This is a genomic window from Nocardioides sp. (assembly GCF_050699375.1).
Lineage (GTDB): Bacteria > Actinomycetota > Actinomycetes > Propionibacteriales > Nocardioidaceae > Nocardioides.
In genome coordinates, this window is record NZ_JBOHDN010000062.1 from 1 (window position 1) to 20081 (window position 20081).

Annotated in this window: 19 protein-coding genes and 1 tRNA gene; 8 read left to right on the forward strand and 12 right to left on the reverse strand. The window is 66.7% G+C overall.

What is annotated here, in order from left to right:
• The coding region (locus tag ACRDPS_RS03780; protein ID WP_431500287.1) for a hypothetical protein at positions 1-422 on the reverse strand (422 nt) is incomplete at its 3' end.
• Between the two features lie 572 nt (positions 423-994).
• Positions 995-1068 (reverse strand) — tRNA-Ile (locus ACRDPS_RS03785).
• Between the two features lie 155 nt (positions 1069-1223).
• Here ACRDPS_RS03785 and ACRDPS_RS03790 point away from each other — a divergent pair.
• Positions 1224-2207, forward strand: a complete 984-nt coding sequence (locus tag ACRDPS_RS03790) for a hypothetical protein (protein WP_431500288.1) — start codon at positions 1224-1226, stop codon at positions 2205-2207.
• A gap of 67 nt (positions 2208-2274) precedes the next feature.
• On the opposite strand, the gene ACRDPS_RS03795 is transcribed toward ACRDPS_RS03790, so the two are convergent.
• The 5 genes from ACRDPS_RS03795 to recF all read right to left on the reverse strand — a co-directional run bounded on the left by ACRDPS_RS03795 (position 2275) and on the right by recF (position 9770).
• Positions 2275-2853: a DUF3566 domain-containing protein gene (locus tag ACRDPS_RS03795; RefSeq protein ID WP_431500289.1), complete on the reverse strand. Its 579-nt coding sequence runs from the start codon at positions 2851-2853 to the stop codon at positions 2275-2277.
• Positions 2853-5552, reverse strand: a complete 2700-nt coding sequence (gene gyrA, locus ACRDPS_RS03800; RefSeq protein WP_431500290.1) for a DNA gyrase subunit A — start codon at positions 5550-5552, stop codon at positions 2853-2855. Before gyrA ends, ACRDPS_RS03795 begins: the two co-directional genes overlap by 1 nt.
• A gap of 71 nt (positions 5553-5623) precedes the next feature.
• A complete protein-coding gene (gene gyrB / locus ACRDPS_RS03805) occupies positions 5624-7714 on the reverse strand; it encodes a DNA topoisomerase (ATP-hydrolyzing) subunit B (RefSeq protein ID WP_431500291.1) in 2091 nt (696 codons plus the stop codon).
• 330 nt (positions 7715-8044) lie between these two features.
• Entirely contained in the window at positions 8045-8629 is a 585-nt protein-coding gene (locus tag ACRDPS_RS03810; protein ID WP_431500292.1) for a DUF721 domain-containing protein, read from the reverse strand.
• Positions 8622-9770 (reverse strand): DNA replication/repair protein RecF, encoded by a 1149-nt coding sequence (gene recF / locus ACRDPS_RS03815; protein WP_431500293.1) that lies wholly within the window; start codon positions 9768-9770, stop codon positions 8622-8624. The genes ACRDPS_RS03810 and recF overlap by 8 nt, the downstream gene beginning before the upstream one ends.
• 54 nt (positions 9771-9824) lie before the next feature.
• Between recF and ACRDPS_RS03820 the strand changes: the two genes are divergently transcribed.
• Positions 9825-10247, forward strand: a complete 423-nt coding sequence (locus ACRDPS_RS03820) for an NINE protein (protein WP_431500294.1) — start codon at positions 9825-9827, stop codon at positions 10245-10247.
• Positions 10248-10284: 37 nt separating this feature from the next.
• A complete protein-coding gene (locus tag ACRDPS_RS03825; protein ID WP_431500295.1) occupies positions 10285-10683 on the forward strand; it encodes a DUF2752 domain-containing protein in 399 nt (132 codons plus the stop codon).
• Positions 10684-10803: 120 nt separating this feature from the next.
• On the opposite strand, the gene gnd is transcribed toward ACRDPS_RS03825, so the two are convergent.
• From gnd to dnaA, 3 genes are all read right to left on the reverse strand, one after another.
• On the reverse strand, positions 10804-11694 hold the full coding sequence (gene gnd, locus ACRDPS_RS03830; protein WP_431500296.1) for a phosphogluconate dehydrogenase (NAD(+)-dependent, decarboxylating): 891 nt from the start codon (positions 11692-11694) through the stop codon (positions 10804-10806).
• Between the two features lie 87 nt (positions 11695-11781).
• Complete coding sequence (gene dnaN / locus ACRDPS_RS03835; protein ID WP_431500305.1) at positions 11782-12921, reverse strand: DNA polymerase III subunit beta; 1140 nt, start codon at positions 12919-12921, stop codon at positions 11782-11784.
• 753 nt (positions 12922-13674) lie between these two features.
• The gene (gene dnaA / locus ACRDPS_RS03840; protein WP_431500297.1) at positions 13675-15393 is read right to left on the reverse strand and encodes a chromosomal replication initiator protein DnaA; all 1719 of its coding nucleotides are present in this window, start codon (positions 15391-15393) and stop codon (positions 13675-13677) included.
• Between the two features lie 547 nt (positions 15394-15940).
• Between dnaA and rpmH the strand changes: the two genes are divergently transcribed.
• Genes rpmH through ACRDPS_RS03865 form a run of 5 tightly spaced genes read left to right on the forward strand, consistent with a single transcriptional unit; the run spans position 15941 to position 18342 of the window.
• Positions 15941-16078, forward strand: a complete 138-nt coding sequence (gene rpmH / locus ACRDPS_RS03845; protein WP_431500298.1) for a 50S ribosomal protein L34 — start codon at positions 15941-15943, stop codon at positions 16076-16078.
• Positions 16079-16103: 25 nt separating this feature from the next.
• The gene (gene rnpA, locus ACRDPS_RS03850; RefSeq protein ID WP_431500299.1) at positions 16104-16457 is read left to right on the forward strand and encodes a ribonuclease P protein component; all 354 of its coding nucleotides are present in this window, start codon (positions 16104-16106) and stop codon (positions 16455-16457) included.
• Positions 16454-16828: a membrane protein insertion efficiency factor YidD gene (gene yidD, locus ACRDPS_RS03855; protein ID WP_431500300.1), complete on the forward strand. Its 375-nt coding sequence runs from the start codon at positions 16454-16456 to the stop codon at positions 16826-16828. The genes rnpA and yidD overlap by 4 nt, the downstream gene beginning before the upstream one ends.
• Positions 16829-16831: 3 nt before the next feature.
• Entirely contained in the window at positions 16832-17824 is a 993-nt protein-coding gene (yidC, locus tag ACRDPS_RS03860) for a membrane protein insertase YidC (RefSeq protein ID WP_431500301.1), read from the forward strand.
• On the forward strand, positions 17821-18342 hold the full coding sequence (locus tag ACRDPS_RS03865; protein ID WP_431500302.1) for a protein jag: 522 nt from the start codon (positions 17821-17823) through the stop codon (positions 18340-18342). The genes yidC and ACRDPS_RS03865 overlap by 4 nt, the downstream gene beginning before the upstream one ends.
• Before the next feature lie 168 nt (positions 18343-18510).
• On the opposite strand, the gene ACRDPS_RS03870 is transcribed toward ACRDPS_RS03865, so the two are convergent.
• Positions 18511-19266 (reverse strand): L,D-transpeptidase family protein, encoded by a 756-nt coding sequence (locus tag ACRDPS_RS03870; protein ID WP_431500303.1) that lies wholly within the window; start codon positions 19264-19266, stop codon positions 18511-18513.
• 423 nt (positions 19267-19689) lie between these two features.
• Positions 19690-20081, reverse strand: a 392-nt coding sequence (locus ACRDPS_RS03875; protein ID WP_431500304.1) for a GIY-YIG nuclease family protein, incomplete at its 5' end; no start/stop codon positions are given.

Consider the following 20081-nt stretch of genomic DNA (forward strand, 5'->3'; position numbering starts at 1 on the left):
GGAAGCACAACCGGGCGGTCGATGTCTAGATCGAAGTAGTAGTCGACGCCGCGAGTCCAGTCGAGGAGCGCGCTCCACAAGTCTTTCCGGATGCGGGCATGACGCGTCGCCCGGGCCGCAGGCTCCGTCTCTCCTGGCAGCGCTACCAGGATGTCGCCAGCGTTGCTTGAGTCCAGGGCGATCGCACCCGCGGCTTCAGCGGCTTGCAGGAAGTCGCGAAAACGCTTGAAGCCCAGTCTCGCGGGCGCAAAGCCGTCATATGTCAGTTCCTTCATGACGATCCGCACCCTGCTCGCAGTTGGCCAACGCCCGTGGACGGACCTCTCGTGCGAAACCGCGCGTTCCAGGACCACGAACGCATCGCTGGTCATCGTCGAGGTATCACTTGGTGCTTCGCTGGTCTGTGCTGCTTCTTGTTCCATCACTGCTCCGGTGGTCAGCGCTTAGGGGCCGGGAAAGCCCGGCCCCTAAAGCATCGTCTTCGGTAGCAATGCCAGCACTCACAGCCTCGGCTCTAGCTTCCCACGCAGGGGTCCACTGGCTTGGAGCGGCATCTAAGGTGCGTCAACGCCGCAGGTCAGTGAACTAAGCCGGAGGTTCCAGGCCTGTCCTTGGTGGTCTCTGTTCCCAAGGTCAGGCCCATATGCATACTCCGAGACAAACTGTACGTGTTCGTGCCCCGATCCTCAACGTTTCGGCAGCTCCAGGTCTTGCGGACCCGCCGCAGCCACCCGAGGAGCGACCTGGTCAAGCTCCGTGGCCCACCCGTTGCCACGCACATGGGATGGCGCGCGGTCGCAGCGGATCATGGCGTCGCACAACCTACGAGAACGGACGAGGCGTGCCGGAAATCTGTCCCAGAGTGCCGCGTCGCGCCCGACCCGCCGGAGTTCGAGTGGAGGCGCGTACTTTGGCGCGTACTGAGGGACACGGTGGACCAAATCAAGAAGGCCGTCTCACCAGAGTTTCTGCTGGCGAGACGGCCTTTAGCCTGTGCGCTTAGGAGGACTTGAACCTCCGACCCCCACATTATCAGTGTGGTGCTCTAACCGTCTGAGCTATAAGCGCAGGCGCCAACTGGAGGGTGGAAGCCCCTACCAGCAGGCGAGAGGAAACATTACCCGGACGCTGCCCGGGGAACCAAAACGATACGCGTCCGGTGAACCTGGGGAGGTCTGTCCGAACCAGGATCGGACAGACCTCCCCAGGGTTAGGGTTCGAGCATGCCCGATGCCGAGGACATGCAGGCAGCCTTCGCGCGCGAGGACGCGGCGCGGATGCTCGACGCTCAGCGGCGGATGCAGGACGGGGTGGCCAGCCACGCCCAGCTCACGGCGGGCGGGCTCAGCCGGATCGACATCGAGAGGGCCGTACGCCGCAATGAGCTCCGCCGGGTGCACCCGCGCGTCTACGTCAATCACACCGGACCACTCACCTGGGAGCAGCGGGCGTGGGCCGCGGTGCTCTACGCGGCTCCCGCACTGCTGTGCCGAGAGAGCCTCGAGGCGCCGCGGGGGCGCGACGACGGCCGACCCATCCACATAGCGATCGACCATTCGCGCAAGGTGATGCCCCAGCCCGGGATCGTCATCCACCGGATGCGCGACCTCGAACGTAAGGCCTACGGAGGCACCCCACCACGCCTGAAGGTCGAGGACAACGCCCTGGCGATGGCCAACGAAGCCAGGTCCGAGATCGACGCGATCGCACGAGTTGCCGAGGTGGCAAGCCGGTCCTACGTCACCGCGGCCACGCTTCAGGAAGCGCTGAACCGCGCGCACTCCTTGCGTCGCCGAAGGCTCGTCCAAGGCTTGGTCGACGACCTCGCGACCGGCACTCACTCGGTGCTCGAGCACGGCTATCTCACCAAGGTCGAGCGGGCGCACGGTCTGCCTTCGGGACGGCGCCAGTCGCCTCGGATCGGCGCTGCGGGCAACCAGTTCCGTGACATCGAGTACGAGGGGTACGCACTGGTGGTCGAGCTCGATGGTGCGCTCGGGCATGATTCCTGGCGCGACCAGGCTCATGACGCCGACCGCTCGTTGAACGACCTGGCGGATCTGGGGGCGGTCACCGCGCGACTCAGGTTTCACCAGGTGTTCGACACCCCGTGTCAGACAGCGGTCCGCGTCGGACGGATCCTCGCCAGGAACGGGTGGAGCGGGACGCCGAAGCGTTGTGGGCAGAGCTGCCGCGTGAACGAATGAACCTGGGGAGGGTCATCCGAACTGTGTTCGGACAACCCTCCCCAGGTTGCGGACGATCCAGCCGGGCTCAGTTCTCGGTCAGCTCGACTTCTACGCCACCCAGGAGGGCGGCAGCCATGTTGTAGAGGAACGCGGCGAGGGTGGCGACGGCGGTCATCAGCACGATGTTGACCACCGAGACGACCATCGTGAAGCCCATGATCCGGGCGAGGCCGAGGTAGTCCTGCACGTTCCAGCCCGCGCTGGAGTCACCGACGACGTCCTGGACGGCCTGGTTGATCGAGTCCCACACGCCGGCGGCACCCAGCACCGACCAGATGACGAAGACCGCCACGATCATCACGACACTGAGCGCGATCGAGAGCAGGAAGGCCATCTTCATGACCGACCACGGGTCGATCCGGCTCAGGCTCAGCCGCGCACGGCGATGTGCGTCGCCGCCCGTGGCCCGCACAGCGCCGGCCGGGCCGGAGGTGCGAGCGGTCGACGCCACCGCGGACGCGGCGGCCGAGGTCGTACGCTTGAACTCACTGGCCGCGTTGGCAACCGTGCCCGTGAACCGCTGGGAGACCGGCTGTTCCTCGGTCTCGTTCCGCTCGTTCATCGCGACTCCCCCGCTCGTGCGCTCTGAGGTGCGGTCCGTCATCAGGATTCATCTTCCGTAGTGGTCTCGGGCGACGCTCCACTCTCGTCGTCCCCACCGATTGTTACATCATCTGCAACCTCTGTCCCGGCGCCGACCTCGTCGTCGACCTCGCGGGCCTCGACGGAGCGGGCCACGACGGCGACAGAGTCACCCTTCTTGGGCGAGACGAACTTGACGCCCTGGGTGGAGCGCCCGGTGGCCCGGAAGTCGGTGTTGATCGGGCTGCGTACGACCTGACCGGTGGCGGTGATCGAGAGGATCTCGTCGCCGTCGACCACGATGAACGCACCGACCAGACCGCCGCGGTCGGTGTTGGCCAGAGCCATCGTCTTGATGCCCAGACCGCCGCGGGACTGCAACCGGTAGTCGGTGATCTTCGTACGCTTCGCGAAACCGCCATCGGTGATGGTGAAGACGAACTGCTCCTTGACCTCGTCCGGCGACTCGGCACCGGAGACAGGAGCCGCGACGTCCGCGGTGTCCTCGTTGGCCTCGGAGAGCCCGGCCGCGATCTCGGCGGCGACGTGCTCGGCCCGGATCACCGACATCGACAGCAGCGAGTCGCTCTCGCGGAACTTCATGCCCGTGACGCCTGAGGTCGCCCGTCCCATCGGCCGCAGCTGGTTGTCGTCGGCGCGGAACCGGATGGCCTGGCCCTTGCGGGAGACCAGCAGGATGTCGTCCTCGGAGTTGACCAGCTGCGCGCCGATCAGCGCGTCGTCGTCCTCACGGAAGTTGATCGCGATGACGCCGGCCTGGCGAGGCGAGTTGTAGTCGGCGAGGCGCGTCTTCTTGACCAGCCCGGAGCGGGTCGCCAGCACCAGATAGGGCGCCTGGTCGTAGTCGCGGATCGCGAGCACCTGGGCGATCGACTCGTCCGGCTGGAAGCTCAGCAGCCCGGCGACGTGACCGCCCTTGGCGTCGCGTGCCGCCTCGGGCAGGTTGTAGGCCTTGATCCGGTAGACCCGCCCGGCGGTGGTGAAGAAGAGCAGCCAGTGGTGGTTCGAGGTCGCGATGAAGTGCTCGACCACGTCGTCGCCGCGCAGGGTGGCGCCGCGTACGCCCTTTCCACCGCGCTTCTGGGTGCGGTACTCACCCGCGAGCGTCCGCTTGGCGTAGCCACCGCGGGTGATCGAGACGACCAGGTCCTCATCGGGGATGAGGTCCTCCATGGAGAGGTCTCCGTCGGCGGCGATGATCTGCGTACGCCGCTCGTCGCCGTACTTCGCGACGATCTCGTCGAGCTCCTCGTCGACGATCCGGCGCTGCCGCGAGACGTTGGCGAGGATGTCCTCGAGGTCGGCGATGATGATCTCGAGCTCGGCGAGCCGGTCGACGATCTTCTGCCGCTCGAGCGCCGCGAGGCGACGAAGCTGCATGTCGAGGATCGCGTTGGCCTGGATCTCGTCGATCTCCAGCAGCCGGATCAGCCCCTGGCGCGCGTCGTCGACCTCGGGGGAGGAGCGGATCAGCGCGATCACCGCGTCGAGCTGGTCGAGCGCCTTGACCAGGCCGCGCCAGATGTGGGCGTCCTCCTCGGCCTTGCGGAGCCGGAACTCCGTACGCCGCCGGATGACGTCGACCTGGTGGTCGACCCAGTTGGAGATGAACTGGTCGATGCTCAGCGTGCGGGGCACGCCGTCGACCAGCGCCAGCATGTTGGCGGAGAAGTTGGTCTGCAGCTCGGTGTGCTTGAGCAGGTTGTTGAGCACGACCCGGGCGACCGCATCGCGCTTGAGCACGACCACGAGCTGCTGCCCGGTGCGGGAGGAGGTGTTGTCCTTGACGTCCGCGATGCCCTGCACCCTGCCGGTGTCGGCCAGGTCGGCGATCTTCTGGGCGAGGTTGTCCGGGTTCACCATGTAGGGGAGCTCGGTGATGACCAGGTTGGTGCGCCCCGACTTGTCCTCGTCGACCTCGATCACCGCGCGCTGGGTGACGGAGCCGCGGCCGGTGCGGTAGGCCTGCTCGATGCCTTCCCGTCCGACGATCAGGGCGCCGTTGGGGAAGTCGGGACCCTTGACCCGCTCGAGGAGCGCCTCCAGGAGCTCCTCGCGAGTCGCGTCGGGGTGCTCGAGCGCCCACTTGGCGCCGGAGGCGACCTCACGCAGGTTGTGCGGCGGGATGTTGGTCGCCATGCCGACCGCGATGCCCGCGGAGCCGTTGACCAGCAGGTTCGGGAACCGCGCCGGCAGGATGGCCGGCTCCTGGGAGCGGCCGTCGTAGTTGGGACCGAAGTCGACGGTGTCCTCGGTGATGTCACGGACCATCTCCAGCGCCAGCGGTGCCATCCGGCACTCGGTGTAACGCATGGCCGCGGCCGGGTCGTTGCCGGGAGAGCCGAAGTTTCCCTGACCGTTGATCAGCGGGTAGCGCAGCACCCACGGCTGGGCGAGCCGGACCAGGGTGTCGTAGATGGCCGAGTCGCCGTGCGGGTGGTAGTTACCCATCACCTCGCCGACGACGCGGGCGCACTTGGAGAAGCCACGGTCGGGGCGGTAGCCGCCGTCGTACATCGCATAGAGCACGCGGCGGTGGACGGGCTTGAGTCCGTCACGCACCTCGGGCAGCGCACGACCCACGATGACTGCCATCGCGTAGTCGATGTAGCTGGACTGCATCGAGGTCTGCAGCTCGACGGTCTCGATCCGGCCGCCGCTCGGGACGATGGCGGAGCCTTCCGGAGGAGTATCGGTCACGATTTCTCTTTCTGCGTGGGTCTATCTGTGAACGCCGGCGGTCGAGCCTGTCGAAACAACCGATCGCGGCGTCAGATGTCGAGGAAACGTACGTCCTTGGCGTTGCGCTGGATGAAGGAGCGCCGCTCGGCGACGTCCTCGCCCATGAGGATGGAGAAGATCTCGTCGGCGTGGGCGGCGTCCTCGAGGGTCACCTGGAGCAGCAGGCGCTGCGACGGGTCCATCGTGGTCTCCCACAGCTCGTCAGCGTTCATCTCGCCCAGACCCTTGTAGCGCTGGACGGGGTTCTCCTTGGGGAGCTTCTTGCCCTGCTCCAGGCCGTGACGCTGCAGCGCGTTGCGCTCGGCGTCGGAGTAGACGAACTCGTGCTCGGCCGGCTTGTTCCACCGCAGGCGGTAGAGCGGCGGCTGGGCGAGGTAGACGTAGCCCTGCTCGATCAGCGGCTTCATGAACCGGAACAGCAGCGTCAGCAGCAGCGTGTTGATGTGGTGGCCGTCGACATCGGCGTCGGCCATCATCACGATCTTGTGGTAGCGAAGCCGGTTGATGTCGAAGTCGTCGTGCACGCCGGTGCCCAGCGCGGAGATGATCGCCTGGACCTCCGTGTTGGCGAGCACCTTGTCGATCCGGGCCTTCTCGACGTTGAGGATCTTGCCTCGGATCGGGAGGATCGCCTGGATGCGCGGGTCACGGCCGGACTTGGCCGAGCCGCCCGCGGAGTCACCCTCGACGACGAAGATCTCGCACTCTTCGGGGTTGGTCGACTGGCAGTCGGCGAGCTTGCCGGGCAGGCCGCCACCGCCGCCGATGCCCTTGCGGTTGCGGGCCAGGTCGCGGGCCTTGCGGGCAGCGACACGGGCGGTCGCGGCGGCCATCGCCTTGCGGATGACCTCCTTGCCCTCGGCCGGGTTCTGCTCCAGCCAGGCGCCGAGCTCGTCGTTGATCACCGACTGGGTGAAGCCCTTGACCTCGGTGTTGCCGAGCTTGGCCTTGGTCTGGCCCTCGAACTGCGGGTCCATGATCTTGAGGCTGACGATCGCGGTCAGACCCTCACGGATGTCGTCACCCGTGAGCCGGTCCTCCTTCTTCTTGATCAGGCCCCACGTCTCGCCCCAGCGGTTCATCAAGGTGGTCAGCGCTGCCCGGAAGCCCTCCTCGTGCGTACCGCCCTCGGGGGTGTTGATGTTGTTCGCGAAGGTGTGAACGGCTTCGTTGTACGACGAGGCCTGCCACTGCATGGCGACCTCGAGGCTCATCGCGTTCTCGACCTTGGCATCGGTCTCCGCCTCGAACGAGATCACCGAGGAGACCGGAGCCTTGCGCTTGTTGAGGTGGTCGACATAGTCGGCCAGGCCGCGCTCGTACATGAACGTCTGCTCGAGCGCCTTGGTGCCGTTGTTGCTGGCGTGCAGCGCGTCGTGGGCTTCGGTGTCGTGCTCGATCGTCGCGTCCTCGACGGCGTCGGCGATCTCGTCGACGTGGGGGCGCTCGTCGCGCAGCACGATCGTGAGGCCCTTGTTGAGGAAGGCCATCTCGCGGAAGCGGGCCGAGATCGTCTCGAGGCTGTAGTCGGTGGTCTCGAAGACCTCGTCCGAGGCGTACCAGGTGATCTTGGTCCCGGTCTCCTCGTCCTTCTCGAGGTCGCGGACCTCGCGGAGGTCGTAGTCGGGAATGCCCTTGGTGAACTCCTGCTCCCAGAGCTTGCCGCGGTTCTTGACCTCCATGTGCAGGCGCGTGGAGAGCGCGTTGACGACGCTCGATCCCACACCGTGCAGACCACCGGAGACCTTGTAGCCGCCGCCACCGAACTTCCCGCCGGCGTGCAGCACGGTCAGCGCCAGCGTTGCCGCCGGAATGTCCTGGCCGGGAGCGGTGTCGGTCGGGATGCCACGGCCGTTGTCGACGACGCTGACCCCGCCGTCCTCACGCAGCGTCACCCTGATGGTGTCGCAGTAGCCGGCGAGGGACTCGTCGACCGCGTTGTCGGTGATCTCCCACACCAGGTGGTGGAGACCGCGGGTGCCCGTCGAGCCGATGTACATACCCGGCCGTTTACGGACCGCTTCGAGCCCTTCGAGAACCTGGATGGCAGAGGCGTCGTACTCGACTCCGTCTGCGGTCGTGTCTTCCGTGGCTGGAGTCGTCTGGTCGGCAGCGGTCACCGGTGCGATCCACCTGTCATCTCGGTCCGGAATCGGACGTGGCGTCGGTTGGGCATGCAACGGGCCGACCAGCGCCGAGGAAGTGGAACCTACCGCGATCGACCCAGTCCCTATAATACCCCGTAGAACCCCGGATTCCACGTATGCGCCCTCTCCTGAGGGGCAACTGTGATCGAAATGAGCGTCTGTACGTCTCGTGACGGCGTCTCTGCGCGTCCAGCAGGGGGCTCGGTGAGTCCCTATACGTCCCGGGGGCGCCCAGAGCGGCAGATCGCGGCTCACGTCCGTCACCTCGAACACCTGTGCAGACTTCCCGTGACGAGGGCCGAATCAGCCGTAGGTGTCGCGTGGCCCGCGGCCGTCGCGCAGGCCTCTGGGACCCTTCTTCCAGGAAGGCAGATGCGGGCCGAGGACCTCGATGAGGACCACGGTGCCGTGGCCCAGCTCCTGGTTGAGGCGCTTGACCAGGTTGGGAGCGAGGAGCTTGAGCTGAGTCGCCCAGGCGGTGGAGTCGGTGCGCACCGCGAGCTTGCCGTCGGCGTACGACTCCGGGGTGGTGTGGTCGGCGATCTCCTCGCCCACGATGTCGGGCCAGCGGGCCATCACGCCATGGACCCGCAGGGAGGTGTCCCAGCCGTGGTCGTCGACCATCCGGCTCACGACGGAGTCGATGAGCTGCGGATCGCGGTCGTCAGGTCGGGCGCCCGAGACCCGGCCGCGTCCTGTGCCCGAGTCCGGCGGCGTACGTCGCTTCTTCATGCTGCCTGCCTTCGGCGCCGGCATCCTCGCCGTCGCGCGGGTCAGGGAGCGGGCCAGGTCTAGGCCGTCGGCGGGCTTCTCGGTGTCTTCCTCACCGCCTATGGCGGTCTCGACAAGCTCGACCACCGGCTCGACCACCGGCTCGTCCTCAGTCACGGCGGACCACCTCGCCGGCGGAGACGTGGTAGCGGGCGCCCGCGAGTGCGGCGGGGACGTCCTCGGGAACCGCTGCGGTGACGAGGACCTGCTCGGCACCGGCCACCAGCTCGGCCAGCTGGACGCGCCGCTGGCTGTCGAGCTCGGCGAAGACATCGTCCAGGATCAGGATCGGGTCGTCGCCGTCGGCCCGCAGCAGGTCGTACGCCGCCAACCGGAGCGCGAGCGCGAAGGACCAGGACTCGCCGTGGCTGGCGTAGCCCTTGACGGGGAGGCGCTCGGCGCCGGCACCGTGGCCGAGGAACAGCACCAGATCGTCACGGTGCGGACCGACCAGGCTGATGCCGCGGTCGAGCTCGTCCTTCTGCCGGCGACCGACCTCGGCGAGGATCGCCTCCTGCAGATCAGCCGCCGAGGTCGCGCCGGCCAGGTCGAAGGAGGGCTTGTACTCGATCTCGGCATCGTCACGCGAGGCACCGCGGGCCACCGTCTCGTAGGCCTTGCCCACGTAGGGCCGCAGCGCGTCGACGAGGGAGAGCCGCTCGGCGAGGATCTCGGCGCCGGTGCGGGCGAGGTGGTCGTCCCATACGGCCAGGGTGGCGAGCGCACCCTCGCGAGCCGAGCCGCGCGCGAAGCCGGCGGTCTTGAGCAGCGAGTTGCGCTGCCTGAGGACACGGTCGTAGTCGCTGCGTACGCCGGCCAGACGGGGGGCACGCAGCATCAGCAGGTCGTCGAGGAAACGCCGGCGGTCGGACGGGTCGCCCTTGACCAGGGTCAGATCCTCGGGGGAGAAGACGACGGTGCGGACCAGCCCGACCAGGTCGCGGGTGCGGGGGAGCGGGCTCTTGTTGATCCGGGCCTTGTTCGCGCGACCGGCGTTGATCTCGACCTCGAGGGTGGCGGTGCGGCCGTCACGTACGACAGCAGCCCGCACGACCGCCTGGTCGGCACCGGCCCGGACGAGCGGGGCGTCGGTGGCCACCCGGTGGGACTGGAGACGAGAGAGGTAGTCGATCGCCTCGACCAGGTTGGTCTTGCCCTGGCCGTTTCGTCCGACGAACGCCGTCACGCCCGCTTCGAGCGGGACCTCGACGCTCGCGTAGGAGCGGAAGTCGTGAAGAGAGAGGTGGGAGACGTACATCTTGTTTCCTCTCTCGTTGCTGCGTAGTCCGGTCGGAGTCTTTAAGGTGCGTGCATGACCCAGTCTCCCAACCCATACGGTCCACCTCCAGGGCAACCCGCCAACGGAGCGCCGGGCGGGCCGTTCTACCTGTCCGTCATGGGCCAGGTCCACGGGCCGTACCCGGTCCAGCAGCTCGCCCAGATGGCAGGTGCCGGACAGATCAAGTCGGACACGCCGGCCAGCCTCGGCACCGACCAGCAGTGGTTTCCCGTGAAACAGATTCCGGGCATCTTCTCGAGCCGGGAGTGGCTGCTCACGCTGTTGCTCTCGATCTTCCTCGGCTCGCTCGGCGTGGACCGCTTCTACGTCGGTCAGATCGGTCTCGGCGTCCTCAAGCTGATCACCTGCGGTGGCTTCGGGATCTGGACGATCATCGACATCATCCTCGTCGCCGTGCGAAAGTTCCCAGATGCAGACGGCCGCCCGCTCTCCTGAGTCGCACCGAACCGGACCGCTCGGGCGACTCTCGGCGGTGACCTCCACCGAGGTCGTCGCCGCGATCGGCCTCGGCGGCGTGGCGATCGCCGCGCTGCTGCCCGCCGGCGGCATCGAGGACGGCCCGGTTCTGTGCCCGTTCCGCGCGCTCACCGGGCTGCCCTGCCCCGGGTGCGGGCTGACCCGGTCGTGGGTCTACCTGATGCACGGCGACATCGGCTCGTCGCTGGCGAGCAACTGGTTCGGCCCGCTGCTCGTCATCGCGGTGATCGCCCTCGTCGTGGTCTCGGTGCGCGCGCGGCTGGCCGGTAAACGCCCCGTCGACCTGGACAAGCTCGTCCGTGCGCCGATGGTTCTCGGTTTCTTCGCGCTCTTCGTCGCCTACGGCGTCGTACGTCTGGCCCTCACCGCAGCCGGAGTGATCCCCACCATCTGAGGTGATCGAGCGAGGTGGTCGAGCTTGTCGAGATCACCACCCGCCCCGGTGGTCGAGCCTGTCGAGACCACCACACCCGCCCCGATGATCGAGCCTGTCGAGATCACCAAGTCCCGACCCTCAGGCCTCGGACTCCGAGATCACCGCATGCCCACCGAAGCCGTTGCGCATCGCGGCGATCGCCTTCATCGCGTGGTCGTCCTCCTGGCGGGAGACGAACCGCGCGAACAGGCTCGCCGAGATCGCCGGCATCGGGACGGCGTTCTCGATCGCTGCCTCGACGGTCCAGCGGCCCTCGCCCGAGTCGTCGGCGTAGCCCTTGATCTTGTCCAGGTGCTCGTCGTCGCGGAGCTGGTCGACGAGCAGATCGAGAAGCCAGGAACGTACGACGGTGCCCGTGCGCCACGAGGCGAAGATCTCCGGGACGTTGTCGACGAGGTCGACCTTGTCGAGGAGCTCCCAGCCCTCGGCGTAGGCCTGCATCATGGCGTACTCGATGCCGTTGTGGACCATCTTGGAGAAGTGGCCGGCGCCGGGGGTGGTGCCGCAGTGGACCAGGCCGTCCTCGGTGCCGGAGGGCTTGAGCGCCTCGAAGGCGGGCATCACCTTGGCGGCGTCCTCGTCCGAGCCGCCGTACATCAGCGCGTAGCCGTTCTGGAGGCCCCAGACGCCACCGGAGACACCGCAGTCGACGAAGCCGATGCCGTTCTCGGCCAGGCTCGCGGCGTTCTTCGCGTCGTCGGTGTATTTCGAGTTGCCGCCGTCGACGACGAGGTCGCCCTCACTGAGGAGCTCCTTGAGCTCGGCGACGGTGGAGCGGGTCGGCTCGCCGGCCGGCACCATCACCCAGACCACCTTCGGGCTGGGCAGCGCCTCGACCATCTCGGCCAGGCTCGCCACGTCGGCGAGGTCAGCGTTGCGGTCGTAACCGACGACGGTGTGATCGGCCTCCTGCAGCCGGGTGCGCATGTTGCCACCCATCTTGCCGAGACCGACGAGTCCGATGTGCATGCAAGTTTCCTATCCAGCGAAATCGGTGATCGAGCTTGTCGAGCGGTGTATCGAGCCTGTCGAGATGACCACCCTAGTGAGGCGGTGTCAGGAGAGCAGGCGCCGCGGCATGAGGAGGTAGCGGAACCCCGGGTCCTCGCCGCCCTCGGCCGGCTTGCCGCTGATCACCACCGGCTTCGGAGCCTGCGTGAAGGCGAGCTCGACGACCTGCTCGTCGATGGCCTGCAACCCGTCGAGGAGGAACTGCGGGTTGAACCCGGTGGTCAGTCCCTCGCCCTCCATGGTCGCCTCGATCGACTCGGACGCCTGGGCCTCGTCGCCGGAGCCGGCGTCGAGGGTGAGGACACCGTCCTCGAAGACCATCTGGACAGCGGTGTTGCGCTCGGCGACCAGGGCGACGCGCTTGACGGACTCGACCAGCGAGGCCTTGTCCACGAGCGCCGTGGTGAGGTGCTCGGCCGGGAACAGGCTGCGCACCTTCGGGAACTCGCCGTCCAGCAGGCGCGTCGTGGTGCGGCGTACGCCACCCGCGGCCGCGCCCTCGAAGCCGATGATGCCCTCACCGGTGCCGGTGGTGGACAGCGCGAGGGTGACCTCGCTGCCGCTGGTCAGCGACTTGGCCGTGTCGCCGAGGACCTTGGCGGGCACCAGCGCGGCCAGGCTCTCGTCGGGGGTCGCCGGGTTCCACTCGAGCTCGCGGTGGGAGAGCCGGAACCGGTCGGTGGCGAGCAGCGAGATCGTGGCGCCCTCGATCTCGAGCCGCACGCCGGTCAGGACCGGGAGCATGTCGTCGCGGCCGGCGGCGGTCACGGCCTGGGCGACGGCGTGCGCGAAGAGCTCCGACTTCACCGTGCCGGCCGCGGTCGGCATCTCCGGCAGGGTCGGGTAGTCCTCGACCGGCATCGTCTGGAGGCTGAACCGAGCGCTCCCGCAGGTGAGCGAGACGCGGGCACCGTCGGTGACCATCTCGACAGGCTTGGCCGGGAGGCTGCGGCAGATGTCTGCGAGCAGCTTGCCCGAGACCAGTGCCTTGCCCTCGTCGGCGACCTCGGCCGAGAGCGTCGCTCGGGCGGACGTCTCGTAGTCGAAGGTCGAGAGCACGAGACCCTCGTGACCCGCCTCGATGAGGAGACCGGAGAGCACCGGGGTGCTGGGGCGGACCGGAAGGCTGCGGGCAGCCCAGGCGACGGCATCCGCGAACACGTCGCGGTCGACGCGGAACTTCACGATGACCTGTCCTTCTTGTAGCTCGACATCGGGGCGGTTGAGGACATGTGGTCCGGGCTGTGCGTGAACCTTGGGGAAGACGCCACCGGTTCCGGAACGCCCCCGCGTTGACATGACCTGGAGTACGCATCCTGCCACGGACCGCCGACAACCGGTAAGCGCTCAGCTGAGTTGGCTCTGCACAGGCCGCTGTGGAGCGCCGGCTCGAGAGCGGGTTGTCCCCAGGGAAGAGCGTTCGTGGAATTTCACCGAGGATCCATGACATTGATAGTTCAGTACGTCGTAAGAGCATCTGTGGGAAATGTGGATGAGCAGCGTCTTCGCAGGTCGTGGCCGGAAATGTGATTCCACAGGGGATGTGGACGGGTTGCTGAAATGACGTACGTCACTGTGGGCTGTGGAGAGTTGTCGGCCCGTTCGAGTGTTTTGTGCACAGGCCATCCCCTTTTCCATCCCATTTGAATCGGTAGTTCTCCACAGGTTCCACCCAGGCTGTGGGCTGTGGATAGCTGGTGGAAATCTCGGCAAGTGGGTTTTCGAAATCCCAAAAAGCGGACGAGGGGTCGCTCGCCGACCCCGTCGAGGCGCACCAGGCACACCGGTGGTCGAGCCTGTCGAGACCACGCAAGAGACCGGTGGTCGAGCCTGTCGAGACCACACCGTGAGTCACGGTCGGGTGGCCTCGACAAGCTCGGGGCCACTCCGTTCAGACCCCGGTGGTGGATGGAGCTGCCGCGTACGTCCTGGAGGGACCTAGCCCTGGCGCGCCTGCATCTTGACGCGGTTGGTGAGCTCGGAGACCTGGTTGAAGACGGCCCGGCGCTCGGCGAGCAGCTGGTTGATCTTGCGCTCGGCGTACATGACGGTCGTGTGGTCGCGGCCGCCGAAGTGCTTGCCGATCTTGGGCAGGGAGTCCTCGGTGAGCTCGCGGCACAGATACATGGCGATCTGGCGGGCCATGACGAGGTGACGTCCGCGCGAGGGTCCGGTGAGCTCGTCGATCGAGAGCCCGAAGTAGGCAGCCGTCTGGGCGATGATCAGGCCTGCGGTGATCTCGGGCTCGCCGCCCTCGGGGATCAGGTCCTTGAGGACGATCTCGGCCAGGGTCAGGTCGACGTCTTGCCGGTTGAGGTTGGCGAACGCCGTCACCCGGATCAGCGCGCCCTCGAGCTCACGGATGTTCGTCTGGATCTTCGAGGCGATGAACTCGAGCACGTCCGGCGGTGCGGTGAGCCGCTCCATCGCGGCCTTCTTCCGAAGGATCGCGATCCGGGTCTCGATGTCCGGCGGCTGTACGTCGGTGATCAGCCCCCACTCGAACCGGTTGCGGAGCCGGTCCTCGAGCGCCTCGAGCCGCTTGGGCGGGCGGTCGGAGGTGAGCACGATCTGCTTGTTGGCGTTGTGGAGCGTGTTGAAGGTGTGGAAGAACTCCTCCTGCGTCTGGGTCTTCCCCTCCAAGAACTGGATGTCGTCGATCAGCAGCACGTCGACATCGCGGTAGCGCCGCTTGAACCGGTCCTGCCGGTCGTCGCGGATCGCGTTGATGAACTCGTTGGTGAACTCCTCCGAGCTGACGTAGCGCACCTTCGCCCCGGAGTAGAGGCTCCGGACGTAGTGACCGATCGCGTGCAGCAGGTGGGTCTTGCCCAGACCGGACTCACCGTAGACGAGCAGGGGGTTGTAGGCCTTGCCCGGTGCCTCGCTGACCGCGACCGCGGCCGCGTGCGGGAACCGGTTGGAGGACCCGATGACGAACGTCTCGAAGGTGTACTTCGGGTTCAGCCGCGTCTCGAGGACGTTCGGGCTCGGCTCGCTGGGCCTGGTCGGCGGACCGGGGACGAGCGGCCGGGGCGGCGCCGGCTCGTCGACGGGGGCCACCGGGGGTTGGGGATTTGTCGACATATCGCCATATCCGGGCCCGACGTCGTGTCCCGGGACGGGAGGAGCGGGCTGCAGAGGAGGCGGGGGCGTGACAGGAGGCTGCGGTGCTGCGTACGCAGGGGGCGCTTCCGGCTCGTCGTGCGGCCCGTTCGCCGGCGGGACTCCGGGGATCAGACCCGGAGCGCCGGTGGGGTAGACCGACTGATGCGGGAAGACGGACCGGTGCTCGAGGTTCGCCGCCGCCGCGGCTGCCGCGGCGTCAGCGGCCGCGATCTCCCGCTCGGAGATCATGATCGCCTGGGTGTCGGGATCAGGTGTGACGTCGAGGTCAGGGTTGACGGTCACCGCGATGCGGATGTCGCGGTGGAAGATGTCGCCGAGCGACTTCTCCAGGGTGCCGCGCAGCCGGCCCTCGATCTGGTTGCGAGTGAAGTCGTTGGGGACCTCGACGATCGCCGTCGATCCGTGAAGTGTGAGCGGCTCGCTGTCGCGTAGCCAAGCCCGGTGGTTCGGCGGGAGCTCGGCGACCACACTCGTCCACGCGGACTGGAGATCTGGCTGCGGTTCTGGCGCGAGACCGGAGTTCTCCACGGGTTCCTGCCTTCCCTGATGGCTCGGTGGGTGGTCTTGTGTTGATACAGCCTGGAATGAAGCGGCGGTCTGGTCTACATCCTCCACAGGCTTTTCCACAAGCTGTGGAGCATCCCCGAAACTGGGCAACGGAGATGAACCGAGACACGTCGCCACCCTCGAGAATCCGGCCGTTTCGGCAGGTCAGGCGGGAAAAGTAGATCCCAGCGTGGCATTCCCCCGAATGCGACCGATGCTCCTGACGATGTGCAGGGAAACCTCGGTAGACCACGAAGTTACCGGCTGGGGAGGGTGCTGGGCAACCCGTCCTCCACAGGTCGGGGGCGAATCACAGGCGTGTGATAGAGCGCGAGTTTGACCGTGGTTTCGCCGTCCACGTACCGTTGCTAGGTCGCCCGATCCACGGGTGCCGCATGTCCACGCCTGGGTTGGTCGAGGCGCGGATGGGCGGTGCTTGTTGAGACCGTCAGCCCTGAAGTCACTGTGGGCGACCCGTCCAGACCAGCCGGCAGAGCAACCGGCCACCACACAACTAAGGAAGCACCCCGTGAGCAAGCGTACTTACCAGCCGAACAACCGCCGTCGTCACAAGACGCACGGTTTCCGCCTGCGCATGCGCACCCGTGCCGGCCGCGCGATCCTCTCTGCGCGCCGTGGCAAGGGTCGCAAGAGCCTGACCGTCTGAGGCCGCGGCCTCAGCCACCACGCGCGTGCTGTCTCGTCGCCACCGACTGGTCGATCCGTCGGGCTTCAAAGAAGCGGTACGACGGGGCAAGCGCGCGGGCTCGAAGAGCCTGGTGGTCCACCTGCTCGTCCCCGGCACCGAGACTGGTGCCGACCAGGTGAACGAGCCGCAGGTGGGCTTCGTGGTGAACAAGGCCGTCGGTCCGGCCGTCGTCCGGAATCGTGTGAAGCGCAGACTGCGTCATCAGGCCCGGGAGTCCCTGAGCGGACTCCCGGGCTCTGCTGTGCTTGTGGTCCGTGCTCTTCCCGCCTCCGCCGAGGCGGGCTATGCCGAGCTGGGTGCCGATCTGCGGCACTGCCTGGAGCGAGTGCTCCGATGAGGACGGCGGTCCGCGGCGTACGCGGAGGTCTCGACAAGCTCGACCGCCTGGTCGCGTACGTCCTGGTCGGACTTCTCCATGTATGGCGGACCCTCATCAGTCCACTGTATGGCGACGTGTGCCGCTACTACCCCTCGTGCTCGGAGTACGCGCTCGAGGCAGTCAGGTCGCACGGCCCCTGGCGTGGAAGCTGGCTGACCGCGCGACGACTGGCCCGCTGCGTCCCTTGGGCCAAGACTCGAGGCTTCGATCCAGTACCACCTGTGGAGCATGATCGATGTCACGCGATGGTCGAGTCTGTCGAGACCCGATCTGAATCCCCTGAAGACCTTGTCCGCGTAAGTGCGGACCCCCCAAAACGAGGAGCCTGATCCGTGGGAGCCATAGGCGATCTGTTCGGATGGATCGCAACACCGCTGTATTACGCCATCTCGGGCATCTTGCTCGTGTGGCAGAAGGCGTTCTCGTACGTCATTCCGTCTGAAGGCTGGCAGTGGGCTCTGGCCATCGTCGGCCTGACCGTGACCATCCGTGCGTTGCTGATCCCGCTGTTCGTGAAGCAGATCAACTCCAGCCGCAACATGCAGCTGCTGCAGCCGAAGGTCAAGGAGCTGCAGAAGAAGTACGGGCACGACCGCGAGAAGCTCGCCAACGAGACGATGAAGCTCTACAAGGACACCGGCACCAACCCGTTCGCGTCCTGCCTGCCGCTGCTGCTGCAGATGCCGATCTTCTTCGTGCTGTTCCGGCTGCTGGAGCACGCCTCGGACGGGAACGGCAAGGGCTTCCTGACCGACGCGGCGGCGCACGAGTTCGCCACCTCGACGTGGCTGGGCTCGCTGCTGTCCGACCAGTTCACCACCGCGGATCACATGTCGACCCGCATCCTCACCGGGTTCCTCGTCGTGGCGATGATCGCCACCACGTTCCTCACGCAGCGTCAGCTGATGTCGAAGAACATGCCGGCCGACGCGATGACCGGTCAGTACGCACAGCAGCAGAAGCTGCTTCTCTACGTGCTCCCCGTCGTGTTCGCCGTCGGTGGTATCGCCTTCCCGGTCGGAACGATCCTCTACTGGACCTCGTCGAACCTGTGGACCATGGGCCAGCAGTTCTACGTGATTCGCAACAACCCGGCACCGGGTACGCCTGCGTTCGATGCCAAGCAGGATCGTGAGAAGGCCAAGCGCAAGAGGAAGGGCCTGCCCGAGGACGAGGACGATGAGGCTACGGAGACCGCGGCGGTCTCCGTGGAGAAGCGGCCGGCGCAGCGTACGCAGCCCAAGAACCAGACCAAGAGCCAGCGGAAGAAGGCCGGCACGGGAGCCGGTCGTTCCACGACCCAGAAGGACGGGGGAACCAAGTGACGACCCAGGATGTGAGCGAGACCGAGACCGAGACGGTGGCGGGGGTAAGCGAAGAGGCACGCCTCAAGCAGCTCGAGCAGGAGGGTGACATCGCGGCGGACTACCTCGAGGAGCTCCTCGACATCGCCGACATCGATGGCGATCTCGACATGGACGTCGAGGGCGACCGCGCCGCGGTCTCGATCGTGGGCGGAGACCTGCAGCAGCTGGTCGGCCGTCACGGAGAGGTCCTGGACGCGATCCAGGAGCTGACCCGGCTGGCGATCTACCGCGAGACCGGTGAGCGGTCCCGGATGATGCTCGACGTAGGCGGCTACCGTGCCGACCGTCGCTCCACCCTGATGGCCCTCGCCGATGAGACCGTCGCGAAGGTCAAGGAGTCCGGTGCTCCGGTCTCGCTGAAGCCGATGTCGCCGTTCGAGCGGAAGGTCGTCCACGACGCCGTCGCCGAGGCGGGTCTCACCTCTGAGTCCTCCGGCGTCGAGCCGCGACGCTACGTGGTCGTGCTGCCTGAGTGACGCTGGCTGACAGCGAAAAACGCCCCTCGTGCCTTGTGGCACGAGGGGCGTTTGTCATGTGCGGGGTTTCACGTGGAACGTTGGTGATCTCGACAAGCTCGATCACCGGGTGAGTGGCTCGATCACCGGGTGAGTGGCTCGATCACCGGGTGGCTCGGTCTCCGGTGGCTACGAGCGGTAGACGACTACCCGGTCGTTGATGCGGATCTGGTCGAAGACCCACCTGATGGAGGACCTGTTGCGTACGTTGACGCAACCGTGGGAGCAGCCGTTGTAGCCGCGGGCCGCGAAGTCCGAGGAGTAGTGCACGGCCTGGCCGCCGGAGAAGAACATCGCGTACGGCATCGGCGTGTGGTAGATCGAGGAGACGTGGTTGCGGCTCTTCCGGTAGACCTTGAACGTGCCCTGGCGGGACTTGTTGTTCGAGCAGCCGAAGCGGGCATCCATCGACCGAACGATGTGGCCACTGCGTACGTAGCGCATCTTGCGGTCGGTCTTGTCGACGCAGAGCACGCGCCCGGAGAGACAGTTGCGGTGGAGGTTGTAGAGCTTCGCGTCCGTCGGGGACTTCGTCATCGAGCGGAGCCGGTCAAGGGTGCGCTGGTTGACCTTCCCGGTGGTCGCCAGGCGCTGATTGCGCTGGAAGATCTTCACAGCGCCGGCGGTCTTCGAGCCGTAGTAGCCGGTGACGCGGCCGCTGTAGATCCGGCGCTCCTTGAGGCGGGCCTGGATCCGGCGGACGCCCATGCCCTTGGAACCCTTCTGATAGAGGACCTTGTACGCCATGTGGAGCCCGGTCTGACCGACGGATGTCGATGCTGTGGTTGCTCGTGCGCTGCTCGGCGCTACTGCGGTGCCGAGGGAGAGGCCCAGGGCGAGGATGGTGGTGATCATGATCGCCACCGGGGTTCTACGGACGTTCACTTCAAGCTCCGTGGGGTCAAGAGGATGGTGGCCCGGTCGCTCGGGCCGCTGGGGCCGCACGCTGGGTGCGGCGTTCTACGACTAAGACGTTCGAGCAGCCTCCACGGTTGCATCAGAGCGTGAGGCCGCTCGCGGACTTTAACGCACCGGACCGAAGACACGTCACCCTTTAGATGCATGTCCCCGCCCGTTCTCCCGTCCGTCCGGTTTCACGTGAAACCAGACGGTGGTCGAGCCTGTCGAGACCACCCGAGATTCGGTGGTCAAGCCTGTCGAGACCACGTGCCGCCCGGTGGTCGAGCCTGTCGAGACCATCCGAGACCCGGTGGTCGAGCTTGTCGAGACCATCCGAGACCCGACACGGTGATCTCGACAGGCTCGATCACCGGGTGGGGGTGATCTCGACAGGCTCGATCACCGGGGTCACTCGTGTGGGGTGGCCGAGGTGTTGGCGAGGGCCGGCAGCTTTCCGAGTCGCCCCTGGACGAGCGCGATCCGTTTGGCCCGTCCCCAGTTCTGGATCTGCTTCTCTCGCGCGAACGCGTGGGCGACGTTGTCGTACTGCTCGTACCAGATCAGCTGCACGGGGAGGCGATGTCGCGTGTACTCAGAGCCGAGTCCGACGCGGTGCTCGGTCATCCGGCGCTCGAGGTCGGTCGTGCTGCCGACGTACAGGGTTCGGTCTGCGCAGAGGAGCATGTAGGTGTAGGCCATGTGCTCATCATGAGCGTGAGCACCGACAGTTTCGGTGGCCGATTCCTTGGTGGTCGAGCCTGTCGAGACGACCAAGGGGGATTCTTCATGTGGTCTCGACA